This window comes from Nocardioides sp. (assembly GCF_047606145.1).
Lineage (GTDB): Bacteria > Actinomycetota > Actinomycetes > Propionibacteriales > Nocardioidaceae > Nocardioides.
Genome location: NZ_JASGET010000012.1, coordinates 1 through 12,715 on the forward strand (window position 1 = coordinate 1; position 12,715 = coordinate 12,715).

10 protein-coding genes and 1 pseudogene are annotated in these 12,715 nt (G+C 72.2%); 8 read left to right on the forward strand and 3 right to left on the reverse strand.

Annotated elements, in window-relative coordinates; genetic code table 11:
• On the reverse strand, positions 1-547 hold a 547-nt coding region (locus QM638_RS01615), incomplete at its 3' end, for a hypothetical protein (protein WP_415140185.1).
• Positions 548-887: 340 nt separating this feature from the next.
• Here QM638_RS01615 and sucC point away from each other — a divergent pair.
• Positions 888-2,054, forward strand: coding sequence for an ADP-forming succinate--CoA ligase subunit beta (gene sucC / locus QM638_RS01620; RefSeq protein ID WP_415140186.1), 1,167 nt, complete (start codon positions 888-890; stop codon positions 2,052-2,054).
• A 32-nt stretch (positions 2,055-2,086) separates the two neighbouring features.
• Positions 2,087-3,001, forward strand: coding sequence for a succinate--CoA ligase subunit alpha (gene sucD, locus QM638_RS01625; RefSeq protein WP_415140187.1), 915 nt, complete (start codon positions 2,087-2,089; stop codon positions 2,999-3,001).
• A gap of 292 nt (positions 3,002-3,293) precedes the next feature.
• On the opposite strand, the gene QM638_RS01630 is transcribed toward sucD, so the two are convergent.
• On the reverse strand, positions 3,294-5,147 hold the full coding sequence (locus QM638_RS01630; RefSeq protein ID WP_415140188.1) for a hypothetical protein: 1,854 nt from the start codon (positions 5,145-5,147) through the stop codon (positions 3,294-3,296).
• Between the two features lie 280 nt (positions 5,148-5,427).
• Between QM638_RS01630 and QM638_RS01635 the strand changes: the two genes are divergently transcribed.
• The 6 genes from QM638_RS01635 to QM638_RS01660 all read left to right on the forward strand — a co-directional run bounded on the left by QM638_RS01635 (position 5,428) and on the right by QM638_RS01660 (position 12,373).
• Entirely contained in the window at positions 5,428-6,684 is a 1,257-nt protein-coding gene (locus QM638_RS01635) for a DUF6350 family protein (protein WP_415140189.1), read from the forward strand.
• A gap of 83 nt (positions 6,685-6,767) precedes the next feature.
• The gene (gene poxB / locus QM638_RS01640) at positions 6,768-8,492 is read left to right on the forward strand and encodes a ubiquinone-dependent pyruvate dehydrogenase (RefSeq protein ID WP_415140190.1); all 1,725 of its coding nucleotides are present in this window, start codon (positions 6,768-6,770) and stop codon (positions 8,490-8,492) included.
• Positions 8,493-8,551: 59 nt separating this feature from the next.
• Positions 8,552-9,163: a phosphoribosylglycinamide formyltransferase gene (gene purN, locus QM638_RS01645; protein WP_415140191.1), complete on the forward strand. Its 612-nt coding sequence runs from the start codon at positions 8,552-8,554 to the stop codon at positions 9,161-9,163.
• Between the two features lie 127 nt (positions 9,164-9,290).
• Entirely contained in the window at positions 9,291-10,889 is a 1,599-nt protein-coding gene (purH, locus tag QM638_RS01650; RefSeq protein WP_415140192.1) for a bifunctional phosphoribosylaminoimidazolecarboxamide formyltransferase/IMP cyclohydrolase, read from the forward strand.
• Between the two features lie 157 nt (positions 10,890-11,046).
• A complete protein-coding gene (locus tag QM638_RS01655) occupies positions 11,047-11,901 on the forward strand; it encodes a bifunctional methylenetetrahydrofolate dehydrogenase/methenyltetrahydrofolate cyclohydrolase (protein ID WP_415140193.1) in 855 nt (284 codons plus the stop codon).
• 34 nt (positions 11,902-11,935) lie between these two features.
• On the forward strand, positions 11,936-12,373 hold the full coding sequence (locus QM638_RS01660) for a DUF3017 domain-containing protein (protein ID WP_415140194.1): 438 nt from the start codon (positions 11,936-11,938) through the stop codon (positions 12,371-12,373).
• A 106-nt stretch (positions 12,374-12,479) separates the two neighbouring features.
• Here the strand turns inward: QM638_RS01660 and QM638_RS01665 are convergent.
• A pseudogene (locus QM638_RS01665) lies at positions 12,480-12,715 on the reverse strand (hypothetical protein); the annotation flags it as partial.

Here is a 12,715-nt window from a genome sequence, read left to right on the forward strand (position 1 = left end):
CCGCCGCGCCGGCCAGCAACGGCAACGAGGGCCGGCGGCGCCGAGCGGTCGCCGTACGACGTCCGGAGCGCCGTGCGCCGTCTCCGCTCCGCGCCGGGGCGGGTATCGCGAGGGCGTCGGTGGCGGCCACCAGATCGCTCGCGTACGTCGCCGCGACGCTGATCCGGGGAAGGTCGATGCGGCTCTCCGCGAGCGCGGGGTCGCTGTCGAGCGAGCGCCGGGGGGCCGGGATGACCAGGGCCTCGTCGGGTCGCTGGACCGGGGCCGGCGCATCCAGCGGCAGTCGCTTCAGCGTCGGCGAGGGATCGGGAGCCGGCAGCGCGAGCGGGTCGCTCACCCGAGGGGTCGGCGCGGTCTGGTCGAACTCGGCCGCCAGGATCGCCTGCAGCTCCGCGGTCTCGACCCGCGGGTCGGCGTACCCCTCGTCGTCCAGGGTGATCGCGCGCCGCTTCCCGACATAGCCGGAGGGCCGCTCCTCTGCCGCCAGCACCGGGCCGGCGGCGCGACGCCTGCCGACGTAGCCGGAGGAGGCACTGGAAGGGGTCACCGAGCTCGGAACGTCGGGGGCGACATCGGCTCGGTGGTTTCCCATAGGTTCAGCTCTCCGCTGCTCGGGGTTCAGACGGCGAGGACTGACTGTAACGGACTTGGTCAGGGGACCAAGAATCTGGGGTGCACCTTGTGGATAACCTGTGCACCGGGTGCGCGTGAGGCCGATCGACGCCCGGCGATCGACCGGCGACGTGGTCTGCGTCACGTCCGCCTGGTTTGGACTGTTCCGGTCTCGTCGCCCAGGGCGGGTCGGGTCTAGTGTGCTGGGCGGACGACTCTGAAGACGGGCACGCCCGAGCGCGGCTCGTACCGCAACACGAAGACCAGGTGGATCAGTGGATCTCATGGAGTACCAGGCGAAGGAGCTCTTCGCCAAGCACGGTGTAGCGACCACTCTCGGCACCGTCGTCGAGACCGCGGAGGCGGCCAAGGCCGCCGCCGAGCAGATCGGCGGCGTGACCGTGATCAAGGCGCAGGTCAAGGCGGGCGGCCGCGGGAAGGCCGGCGGCGTGAAGCTCGCCAAGACCCCGGACGAGGCCTACGACTACGCCTCCGACATCCTCGGCATGCAGATCAAGGGACTCACCGTCAATCGGGTCCTGGTCACGCCGGCGACCCCGCCGGTCGAGGAGTACTACTTCTCCTTCCTTCTCGACCGCTCCAACCGGCGCTACCTGTGCATCGCCTCGGTCGAGGGCGGCGTCGAGATCGAGGAGGTCGCGAAGACCAACCCGGACGCCGTCAAGCAGATCGGCATCGATCCGGGTGCCGGCGTCGACGAGGCCAAGGCTCGTGAGATCGCCGCCGAGGCGAAGTTCCCCGAGGCCGTCTTCGAGCAGGCCGTGGCGATGATCCAGAGCCTGTACGCGGTCTTCGTCGAGGAGGACGCCACCCTGGTCGAGGTCAACCCGCTGGCCCGCCTGGAGGGCGACAAGCTGGAGGCCCTCGACGGCAAGGTGTCGCTGGACGACAACGCCTCGGAGGTGCGCCACCCCGACCACGAGCAGTTCGTGATCCGGGAGGAGGCCGACCCGCTCGAGGCGAAGGCCAAGGACCTGGGCCTCAACTACGTCAAGCTCGACGGCCAGGTCGGCATCATCGGCAACGGGGCGGGCCTGGTCATGTCGACCCTCGACGTGGTCGCCTACGCCGGCGAGGCGCACGGCGGCGTGAAGCCGGCCAACTTCCTCGACATCGGCGGCGGCGCGAACGCCCAGGTGATGGCCAACGGTCTCGACGTGATCCTGGGCGACGAGCAGGTCAGGTCCGTCTTCGTCAACGTCTTCGGCGGCATCACCGCGTGCGACGAGGTCGCCACCGGGATCAAGGGCGCCCTCGAACTGCTCGGCGAGAGGGCGACCAAGCCGCTCGTCGTACGTCTCGACGGGAACAACGTCGAGAAGGGCCGTGCGATCCTCACCGAGCTCGACCACCCGCTGGTCACCCTGGTGGACACGATGGACGGCGGTGCCGACAAGGCCGCCGAGCTGGCGAACGCCTGAGAGCGCCGAGAAGGCCGAGAAGGATAGAGAACGTGAGCATCTACCTCAACAAGGACAGCAAGGTCATCGTCCAGGGCATCACCGGCGGCATGGGTGCCAAGCACACCGCCCTGATGCTCGACTCCGGTGCCCAGATCGTCGGTGGCGTCAACGCCCGCAAGGCCGGTACGACGGTCACCCACCCCGACCACGACGGCAACGACGTCACCCTGCCGGTCTTCGGCACCGTCGCGGAGGCGATGGTGGAGACCGGCGCGAACGTGTCGGTGCTCTTCGTGCCGCCGGCGTTCACCAAGGCCGCCGCGATCGAGGCCATCGACGCCGGGATGCCGCTGATCGTGGTCATCACCGAGGGCGTGCCGGTGCAGGACACCGCCGAGGTGTGGAGCTACCTGCAGGACCCGGAGACCAACAAGGCCGGCACCCGGATGATCGGGCCGAACTGTCCGGGCATCATCACGCCGGGGGAGTCGCTGGCCGGCATCACGCCGCACACCATCGCCGGCAAGGGCCCGATCGGGCTGGTCTCGAAGTCGGGCACGCTGACCTATCAGATGATGTACGAGCTGCGGGACTTCGGCTTCTCCACCGCCATCGGCATCGGTGGCGACCCGGTCATCGGCACCACCCACATCGATGCGCTGGAGGCGTTCGAGAACGACCCGGAGACCGAGGCGATCGTGATGATCGGCGAGATCGGCGGCGACGCCGAGGAGCGCGCCGCGGCCTACATCAAGGACCACGTGACCAAGCCGGTGGTCGGCTACGTCGCCGGGTTCACCGCCCCCGAGGGCAAGACCATGGGCCACGCCGGTGCCATCGTGTCGGGCTCCTCGGGGACCGCCGCCGCCAAGAAGGAGGCGCTCGAGGCCGTCGGTGTCAAGGTGGGCAAGACGCCGTCGGAGACGGCGGCGTTGATGCGGGAGATTCTCGGGGGCCAGGCCTGAGCCTGCGAGGGCCGGGTTCTCGAGGGGACGTCGCCGACGGCCGGCGGAGCGCTAGCGACGCCTGGCCGGGCCCGTTCGAGACGCCGTCGACGGCGGCGTTGATGCGGGAGATTCTCGGGGACCGGGCCTGAGCCTGGGGCTCTGTCTCGTTGGTTGAGCTTGTCGAGACCACCCTCCCAAGCGGGGTCTCGACAAGCTCAGCCGACGAGGCCATGCAACCAAGGGGGCCACGCGACAACGAGGCGGCCTCGCCAGCGAGGGCCAGTGGCCCACCACCCCGGACCGGCGGGTGCTACAGGTAGCCGAGCCGGTCCGCGGCCCGGGTGGCCAGCGCGACGAAGTCGTCCTCGGCCAGCGTCGACGTGCCCGAGGGCACGAACCCGAGCTGCGCCACCGCGTCGCCCTCGCGGATGGCGGCCATCAGGTAGACCACTGACTTCGTCTTCGAGGTCTCCACCCGCACCCGCCAGGTCGTCACACTGCGGTTCTTGGTGCTGCTCGACGCCAGCCGGGTGACGTGGCTGCCGAGCTGCCGGTCCTCGCAGCTGGAGAGCCGGTCGCCGATCCTGGTGACGAACGCGGTGGCGGCCTTCGGGCCGGAGAAGCCGCCGATGGTCTCGGTGAGGCCGAACGCGGCGTCGAGGTCGGTGTCGTCGGGGATGACGAAGGTGCGGGTGCGTGCCTTGTCGATCCCCGCCGCGTCGAAGGAGGTCTGGTCACACCTGGTGGCCGCCAGGTTGTCGTCGGCCGAGGTGGCCTTGGTGCCGACCCAGGGAGCGGAGACGCCGGCGATCGGCGGCAGGTCGACCACCGAGAGCATCGCCGGCGGGTGCCCGGTCGACAGCGGTCTCACCGAGGTCGTCCGTGGGCTCTCGGTCGCCGTACAGGTCTTCCCGCCCGGCAGGCCGCAGACCGACGCGACCGCATCACCCAGCAGCGTGGCGACCCTGGACACGGTCGGCTTGGTCAGCGCCGGCACCCGGACCGCGACCGAGGTCACCAGATCGCCACTGCGGGCGACGCCGACGACCAGCGCCCGGACCGGGTCGTTCCAGTCCCGCAGCCCGAAGACCATCGCCTGGTCGCCGACCCCGGCCGCGGTGCGGGTGTCGATCAACTGCACCCTGCTGTCACGGCAGCCCGCCAGCCAGCTCAGCGACCGCTGGTAGGTGGCCCTCGCCGACCTCCGGTCCGCCGACGACTCCACCGCCTGGTAGGCGAGGACGCGGTCGCTCTGGCCGTGGACGACGCCGGAGAAGGTGCGCACCAACGCGGTCGTGGTGCTGCCGGCCACCTGGGAGCGCTGGCAGGGCAGCGCCACGCCGGCGTTGCCCAGGTTGTCCGAGGTGAGCTGGGTGGTCCAGCTGCCGCCGATGTCGCCGCCGACGGTGTCGGGGGAGAGCAGGTCGGTCGAGGCCAGTGCCTCGCGCTGCCGGGACGGGCTGGCCGAGCCCGACGACGTCTGGGTGCCATGCAGCGAGAGGCCGCCGATGCTCGGCCGGTCCGCACCGCCGTGGGAGACGGCGAAGCCGGTGCCGACCAGCGCGGCCAGGACGGCGGCCACGCCGGCCACGGCGAAGGTACGCCGCCGGGCGACCCCGGCCCGGGTGAGGATGCTCGGTCGCGGCCAGCGCTGCTCGGCCGCGACCTCCGCCAGCCCCTCGAAGACGGTGAGGATCTCGGTGCTCGGCACGCCCCGGGCCAGCGCGAAGCCGGCCGTCGCGGTCTGCAGCTCGCGCTCCGCCCGGCTCTGGGTGATGCCCACCTCGCGGGCCAGGTCGGGCAGGGAGACGCTGCTCAGGTGGGCCAGCAACAGCACCTTGCGCTCGATGGTGGGCAGGTCGGCGAGGGCATCCAGCGTCGCCCTGACCTCGGGGTCGAGGCCCTTGTCGCGGTGCAGATGCGGGACCGTGCGGCGCCGCTGCGCCTGCGTCCAGGCGATCGGGCGCACCCAGTCCTCGCGCGCGCCCGTGTCCAGGCCACGTACCTTGCGCCAGTGGTGCCAGCAGATCACCAGGGCGTCGCGCACCGACTTGCTCGCCACCGTGAGATCGCCGGTCAGCGCCCAGGTCTGCAGCAGCAGTCGTCCGCGCACGTCCTTGTAGAAGGACTCGAATTCGTCGCGATCTGAGTTCGAGGTGGCCATGACGGTGGGCCAGGTTACGCGATCGACCCAGCTCCGTCCGCCTCGCCGACTGCCGCACGACTCCCAGCCGCCTCCCAGCCGACTGCTGGTCGAGTCGATCGAGTCGGTCGAACCGGTCGAACCGGTCGAACCGGTCGAACCGGTCGAGTCGGTCGAGTCGGTCGAGTCGGTCGAGTGCCGACCGGCGCCGCGGCTCGGGCGGCGTACGGCGTCCACGGTGCTCCGGTCGCTCGGCGTGCCTTCCCGATCCGTCGCATCCCGCGGGTCAGGATGGATCGCGATGACCTCCTTGCAGTCCGCCCGCCGCGACAACGCCGACGCCGGCCGCGCCCGACCAGCCGGGCTGTTGCGCCCTCGGTGGCCGCTCGCGGTCGTCACCACCCTGGGCGGCGCCGGCGCTGCCGCCGGGCTGTTGCTGGTCTGTCTCGCCATCGGCGTGATCGGTTGGTTCCTCTCCGACGCCGGCGCACACGGCGCGCCCTCGGACGCCTTGCGGGTCGGTGCCCTGGGCTGGCTGATGGGACACGGCTCGGGGATCGTGGTCGCCGGCACGTCGGTGACGGCGGTGCCGCTCGGCGTCACACTCGTCGCGGCGTGGAGCATCTGGCGGGTCGGTCTGCGCGTCGGCGACGCGGTCAGCGGCCACGGCCCGGACGCCGACGCGCTCGCCGACGGCGAGCGGGACTGGACGGTGCCGATCGCCGCCGCGCTGTTCGCGGTCGGCTACGCGGTGGTGGCGGTCGTCGTGGCCTCGCTCGCCGGGACCACCGCCACCGCGCCCAGCGTCGCCGGGGTGGTGACCTGGTCGGTGGCCATGTGCGTGCTCGTCGGTGGCGTCGCGATCAGCGTCGGCTCCGGCCGGGCGGCCCTGTGGGCGACGCTGGCACCGCCGCTGTTGCGCGACACGATGGCCACCGCGAAGGTGCTGTTGCGCTGCTGGCTGGCGCTGTGCACGGCGGTGCTGCTGATCGCGCTGGTGCTGCACCTCGACACCGCCGTCAACGTGCTCTCCCAGCTCCATCTCAGCCCGGGGGAGAAGGTGCTCTACATCGGGCTGTGCCTGCTGATCCTGCCGAACTCGGTCGTCTTCGCCTGGGCCTACCTGCTCGGTCCCGGATTCAGCGTCGGAGTCGGCACGGTGGTCAGCCCGACGGCGGTCTCGATCGGGTCGCTGCCGATGCTCCCGCTCTTCGCCGCCCTGCCGGGGAACGGGACCCATCCGGTGTGGACCCCCTACCTGGTGGCGCTGGCGCCGCTGACCGCGATCGTGGCGGTCTGCTGGGTACAGCGCCGGCGACCGAGTCTGGTGTGGAGCGAGGGGCTGCTGCGCGGGGGCTGTGCCGGCGTGGTGGCCGGGGTCGTCATCGGATTCTGCTCCGGCCTGGCGGGCGGTTCCATCGGGCCTGGCAGGATGGCGGATGTCGGTCCGTTCGCCGGCTCGGTGCTGGTGCACGCGATCGCCAGCTTCGGCATCGCCGGTGCGGTGGCGGGGCTCGCGATGACGTGGTGGCAGCGCCGGGTCGCGGCGCGACGCTGACTCGGCCGAGCCGGGCCAGACAGCCAGGCCAGACACCAGGCGAGACCAGGCCAGACCAGGCCAGACCAGGCGAGGGAGGCCCGATGGGCACGGTGGCAGAACAGATGGTGGCGACGCTGCGCGCCAGCGGCGTCGAGCGCGTCTACGGGATCCCCGGCGACTCGCTCAACGGCTTCACCGATGCGCTGCGCAAGGACGGCGGCATCGCGTGGGTGCACGTCCGACACGAGGAGGCGGCGGCCTTCGCCGCCTCCGCCGAGGCGGCCACCACCGGTCGGCTCGCGGTCGCGGCCGGGAGCTGCGGGCCGGGGAACCTGCACCTGATCAACGGGCTCTACGACGCGCAGCGGTCCCGGGTGCCGGTGCTGGCCATCGCGGCGCACATCCCGACCGCCGAGATCGGCACCGGCTACTTCCAGGAGACCCACCCGCAGGACCTGTTCCGGGAGTGCTCGGTCTACGCCGAGTACGTCGCCCAGCCCAGTCAGATGCCGCACGTGCTCGAGATCGCGGTGCGGACCGCCGTCGAGCGCCGGGGTGTGGCGGTGGTGGTCATCCCGGGCGACGTCGCGCTGGCCGAGGCGGTCACCGACCGGGCGGTCGGGATCCGGGCCACCAGCCCGGTCGTCGTACCGTCGGCGGCCGAGCTGGACCGCGCCGCCGAGCTGCTCGGCGGCGGGCGGCGGGTGACCGTGCTGGCCGGTGCCGGCTGCGCGGGCGCCCACGACGAGGTGGTCGCGCTCGCCGACACGCTCGGCGCGCCGGTGGTGCACGCGCTGCGCGGCAAGGAGTTCATCGAGTACGACAACCCCTGTGACGTCGGCATGACCGGACTGCTCGGCTTCGCGTCCGGCTACCGGGCGATGGAGAACGCCGAGACGTTGCTCATGCTCGGCACCGACTTCCCCTACCGGCAGTTCTATCCGGCGCACGCCCGCACCATCCAGGTCGACCTGCGCGGGGAGCAGCTCGGGCGACGCCATCCGCTCGACCTCGGTCTGGTCGGCTCGGTCCGGGAGACCGTCGAGGCGCTGCTGCCGCGGCTGACCCGGCAGACCGACCGGTCCCATCTCGACGACGCCCGGGACCACTACCGCCGCACTCGGGCCAAGCTCGACGAGCTGGCCACCCCGTCCAAGGGCGGCAAGCCGATCCACCCGCAGTATCTGGCTCGGCTCATCGACGAGCACGCGAGCGACGAGGCGGTCTTCATCCCGGACGTCGGCTCCCCGGTGGTCTGGGCGGCCCGCTACCTGACCATGAACGGCGGCCGCCGGCTGATCGGCTCCTTCACCCATGGCTCGATGGCCAACGCGCTCTCCCAGGGGATCGGGGTCCAGGCGGCGCACCCGGGTCGTCAGGTGGTGGCGCTGGCCGGCGACGGCGGACTCACCATGCTGCTCGGCGAGCTGATCACGCTGACCCAGAACGAGCTGCCGGTCAAGGTGGTCGTCTTCAACAACTCCTCGCTCAACTTCGTCGAGCTGGAGATGAAGGCCGCCGGGTTCGTCAACTACGGCACCGACCTGCTCAATCCCGACTTCGCCGCCGTCGCCCAGGCGATGGGCATCCACGCCCGCCGGGTCACCCGCTCCGAGGACCTGCCGGACGGGGTCGCCGACCTGCTCGCGCACGACGGTCCCGCCCTGCTCGACGTGGTCACCGAGCGGCAGGAGCTCTCCATGCCGCCGGCGATCACCGCCGAACAGGTCAAGGGCTTCACCCTGTACGCGCTGCGCACGGTGATGTCCGGTCGCGGCGACCAGCTGATCGACCTGGCCAAGGCCAACCTGCGCCAGCTCTTCTAGGGATGCGGCGTCGATCGGTGGCTCCCCGGGATCGTCGCCGGGTTCACTAGACTCCCGGCGTGACCCTCCGCCTCGTCGTCCTCGTCTCCGGCTCGGGGACCAACCTGCAGGCGCTGCTGGACGCCTGCGCCGATCCCGCCTACGGCGCCGAGGTGGTCGCGGTCGGGGCGGACCGGGACGGGATCCTGGCGCTGGAGCGCGCCGAGCGGGCCGGGCTGCCGACGTACGTGCTCCGGGTGAAGGACTACGCCACCCGCGCGGACTGGGACGCCGCGTTCACGCAGGCCACGGCCCGTCACGAGCCCGACCTGGTCGTCTCGGCCGGGTTCATGAAGCTGGCCGGGGAGACCTTCCTGGCTCGCTTCGGTGGGCGCTATGTCAACACCCACCCTGCGTTGCTGCCGTCGTTCCCGGGCATGCACGGTGCCCGCGATGCGCTCGCGTACGGGGTCAAGGTGACCGGCTGCACCCTGTTCGTGGTCGACGCCGGGGTCGACACCGGCGCCATCATGGCCCAGCGGGCGGTCGAGGTGGCCGACGACGACACCGTCGAGGCGCTGCACGAGCGGATCAAGACGGCCGAGCGGGCCATGCTGGTCGAGACCGTCGGCCGGGCCGCCCGGGACGGCTTCACCGTCGAGGGCCGGCGGGTTCGATTCGGTCAACCCTGACCGCTAGGCTGGTCGCACACGACTGGCGCGGGTGGGGGACCACCGGGGAGTGCCCCACACGGGGACCGAGTAGGCATCGACCGCCTGGGTGCCCCTCATCGGATCGACGTACACGATGAGGAGCGGCATGACCCAGCAGATCCCGATCAAGCGGGCCTTGGTGTCCGTCTACGACAAGTCCGGGCTCGACGAGCTCGTCACCGGTCTCCACGCCGCCGGCGTGGAGCTGGTCTCCACCGGAGGCTCGGCGAGGCTGATCGCCGACCTCGGGCTGCCGGTGACCAGGGTCGAGGACCTGACCGGCTTCCCCGAGTGTCTCGACGGCCGGGTCAAGACGCTGCACCCCCGGGTGCACGCCGGCATCCTCGCCGACCGGCGCCTGGACTCCCATGTGCGGCAGTTGGCCGACCTCGGTGTCGAGCCGTTCGACCTGGTCGTCTCCAACCTCTACCCGTTCACCCAGACGGTCGCGTCGGGCGCCTCGATCGACGAGTGCGTCGAGCAGATCGACATCGGCGGCCCCTCGATGGTGCGCGCCGCGGCGAAGAACCACCCGTCGGTGGCCATCGTGACCAGCCCGGAGCAGTACGCCGAGACCCTCGCCGCGCTGGCGGCCGGCGGCTTCACCCTCGAGCAGCGCCAGCGGCTGGCCGCGGCCGCCTTCGCGCACACCGCGGCCTACGACGTCGCGGTCGCCTCCTGGATGGGCAGCACGCTGGTCGACACCGGCGACGGCACCGGGTTCCCCGAGTTCACCGGCGCCACCTGGACCAGGAAGGCGGTGCTCCGGTACGGCGAGAACCCGCATCAGCCGGCCGCGCTCTACTCCCACCGGCGAGGCGGTCTGGCCGCCGCGGAGCAGCTGCACGGCAAGGAGATGTCCTACAACAACTACGTCGACACCGACGCCGCCCGCCGTGCCGCCGGCGACTTCGCCGAGCCGGCGGTGGCCATCATCAAGCACGCCAACCCGTGCGGGATCGCGGTCGGGGCCGACGTCGCCGAGGCCTACCGGCGGGCGAACGCCTGCGACCCGGTCTCCGCCTTCGGCGGCGTGATCGCGGTCAACCGACCGGTCTCGGTGGCGATGGCGGAGGCGATGCGGGACACCTTCACCGAGGCGATCGTCGCGCCGGCGTACGACGAGGGCGCCGTCGAGGCGCTGCGGGCGCTGCCGCGCGGCGGCAAGAACATCAGGGTGCTGGTCTGTCCCCCCGACGAGCACCCGGATCCGGTCGAGTTCCGCGGCATCTCGGGCGGCGTGCTGATGCAGCGGGTCGACCACGTCGACGCGGTGCTCGCCGGTGGCGGCGACGACCCGTCGACCTGGACCCTCGCCACCGGCGAGGCCGCGGACGCGGCGACCCTCGCCGACCTGGCCTTCGCCTGGAAGGCCTGCCGGGCGGTGAAGTCCAACGCCATCCTGCTGGCCAAGGACGGCGCCGCGGTGGGCATCGGGATGGGCCAGGTCAACCGGGTCGACTCCTGCAGGCTCGCCGTCGAGCGGGCCAACACCCTCGCCGACGGGGCCGATCGCGCGCGCGGTGCGGTCGCTGCCTCGGACGCCTTCTTCCCGTTCGAGGACGGCCCCCGGATCCTCCTCGACGCGGGCGTGCGGGCGATCGTCCAGCCGGGCGGCTCGGTCCGCGACGAGCTCACCGTCGAGGCGTGCCGGGCGGCCGGCGTCACCATGTACTTCACCGGCACCCGGCACTTCTTCCACTGACGAGCGCCGAGTCGGCACAAGTTGTACGGTTCGCGCCCGCCGAGTCGGCGCAAACCGAACATCGCTCCGCTCCGTCCGTGTGCGCCGACTCGGCTACCTGATGTGCTCGCTGGCGCTCGCCGTCAGCCCTCACGACCGTTACTGAGAGGATGTATGCATGAGTGCAGGAAAGCTGGACGGCACCGCCACCCTGAAGCAGATCAAGGCCGAGCTGGCGGCCCGGGTGGAGGTGCTCAAGGCGGCCGGCATCACCCCCGGCCTGGGCACCGTCCTGGTCGGCGACGACCCGGGCTCGCACTGGTACGTCGGCGCCAAGCACAAGGACTGCGCCGAGATCGGCATCGCCTCGATCCGGGTCGACCTGCCGGCCACCGCGACCCAGGCCGAGGTGGAGGCCGAGATCGACCGGCTCAACGCCGACCCCTCCTGCACCGGCTTCCTGGTCCAGCAGCCCACCGGTCTCGACGAGTTCGCGCTGCTCTCCCGGGTGGATCCGGCCAAGGACGTCGACGGTCTGCACCCGGTCAACCTGGGTAAGCTGGTCCTCGGCGAGGACGGCCCACTGCCGTGTACGCCGGTGGGCTGCATCGAACTGCTCCGCCGGCACGGTGTCGAGCTGGCCGGTGCCGAGGTCGTCGTGATCGGTCGCGGCCTCACCGTCGGTCGTCCGCTCGGCCTGCTGCTCACCCGCCGCAGCGAGAACGCCACCGTGACGCTGTGCCACACCGGCACCAGGGACCTCGCCGCGCACACCCGGCAGGCCGACATCGTGGTGGCGGCCGCCGGGGTCCCCGGGATCATCTCGGCCGACATGGTCAAGCCCGGCGCCGCGCTCCTCGACGTGGGCGTCTCCCGGGTCGACGGCAAGATCGCCGGGGACCTCGCCGACGACGTGTGGGAGGTCGCCGACTGGGTCTCGCCGAACCCGGGTGGGGTGGGTCCGATGACCCGGGCGATGCTGCTGTCCAACATCGTGCTGAGCGCGGAGAAGGCACTCGCCGCGGCGCGCTGATCCGGACGGCCGCCCAGTCGGTAGATTGTCCTCCGTGCCCGCTCCCGCCGAACAGCCCGACGCCGAGTCGGGCGACTCCGGGGCAGCCGGACCCGCCGAGTCCGACCTGACCGGGCCGGGTGAGGCCGAGCCGGGTGAGGCTGGGCCGGGTGAGGCCGAGGGCGCCGGCTCCGGGGTCACCGAGCCGGCGGTCCCGGCGCCGAGGCGCTACCCCTCGACCATCGGTGGCGCCTGCTATCTCGGCGTCCTGGCGATCACGGTGATCGGACTGGTGATCGTCTGCACCGGACGCTGGCGCACCGGCGTGCACTGGATGGCGGCGGCGCTGCTGCTGGCGGGCGTGCTGCGGGCGGTGCTGCCGGGCCGGGAGGCGGGGATGCTCGCCGTACGCTCCCGGTGGTTCGACGTCGCGCTGCTGCTGCTCAGCGGGGTGGCGCTCTGGCTGCTCGGCACCACCGTCCCCGACGCCTGAGACGCGGGGCGGGGGCGCGGGCGGAGGCATCGGGGCGGCCGCCGGGCCAGAACGTACGACGGCCCGCCCGGAGTCTCCTCCGGGCGGGCCGTCGAGTCGGATGCCGCTACTGACCGGACTGGTCGATCGGCACCCACTGCTGCTTGGCGTAGTCCCACCGCCAGCCGTCCTGCTCGTAGACCGGGAGCTCGCCCTCGGCTGCCGGCGCCACCGGCTGCTGCCAGGACGGCGTCTGCTCCTCGGCGGGCTGAGCAGCGGGCTCGGCGGCCGGCTGTGGCGCCTCCGCCGCCGGCTCCGGGGTCGAGGGAGCCGCCGGGGCTGCGGGAGCCGCCGGCGCGGGAG

Excerpts from the sequence above, each read along its gene's own strand:
- QM638_RS01655 (WP_415140193.1), top strand. The coding sequence starts at position 11,047 with ATGAGTGCAGGAAAGCTGGACGGCACCGCCACCCTGAAGCAGATCAAG.
- QM638_RS01635 (WP_415140189.1), top strand. The coding sequence starts at position 5,428 with ATGACCTCCTTGCAGTCCGCCCGCCGCGACAACGCCGACGCCGGCCGC.
- QM638_RS01630 (WP_415140188.1), bottom strand. The coding sequence starts at position 5,147 with ATGGCCACCTCGAACTCAGATCGCGACGAATTCGAGTCCTTCTACAAG.
- purH (WP_415140192.1), top strand. The coding sequence starts at position 9,291 with ATGACCCAGCAGATCCCGATCAAGCGGGCCTTGGTGTCCGTCTACGAC.
- poxB (WP_415140190.1), top strand. The coding sequence starts at position 6,768 with ATGGGCACGGTGGCAGAACAGATGGTGGCGACGCTGCGCGCCAGCGGC.